Annotated in this window: 1 protein-coding gene; it reads left to right on the forward strand. The window is 67.3% G+C overall.

Translation table 11 applies throughout. The features are described 5' to 3' along the window. The coding region (locus E4K09_RS19915; RefSeq protein ID WP_134499470.1) for a M48 family metallopeptidase at positions 1-214 on the forward strand (214 nt) is incomplete at its 5' end. Positions 215-223 lie beyond the last annotated feature (9 nt).

A 223-nucleotide genomic window follows, 5' to 3' on the forward strand; every position in this document is an offset into this window, starting at 1 on the left:
CTGCTCGGCCAACGGCGCTCTCAACTTCTCCTGGCGCCTCATCATGGCTCCGCCCTTCGTGCTCGACTATCTCGCGGCGCACGAGGTGGCGCATCTGCGCGAGCTCAACCAGTCCTCGCGGTTCTGGAAGATCACCTACCAGCTCTGCCCGCGCACCGACGAGGCGGAAGCCTGGCTCAAGGACTACGGCAGCGCCCTGCACCGGATCGGGTGAGGGGGCTGC

It is taken from the genome of Microvirga pakistanensis (assembly GCF_004458765.1).
In the GTDB taxonomy this organism is placed as follows: domain Bacteria; phylum Pseudomonadota; class Alphaproteobacteria; order Rhizobiales; family Beijerinckiaceae; genus Microvirga; species Microvirga pakistanensis.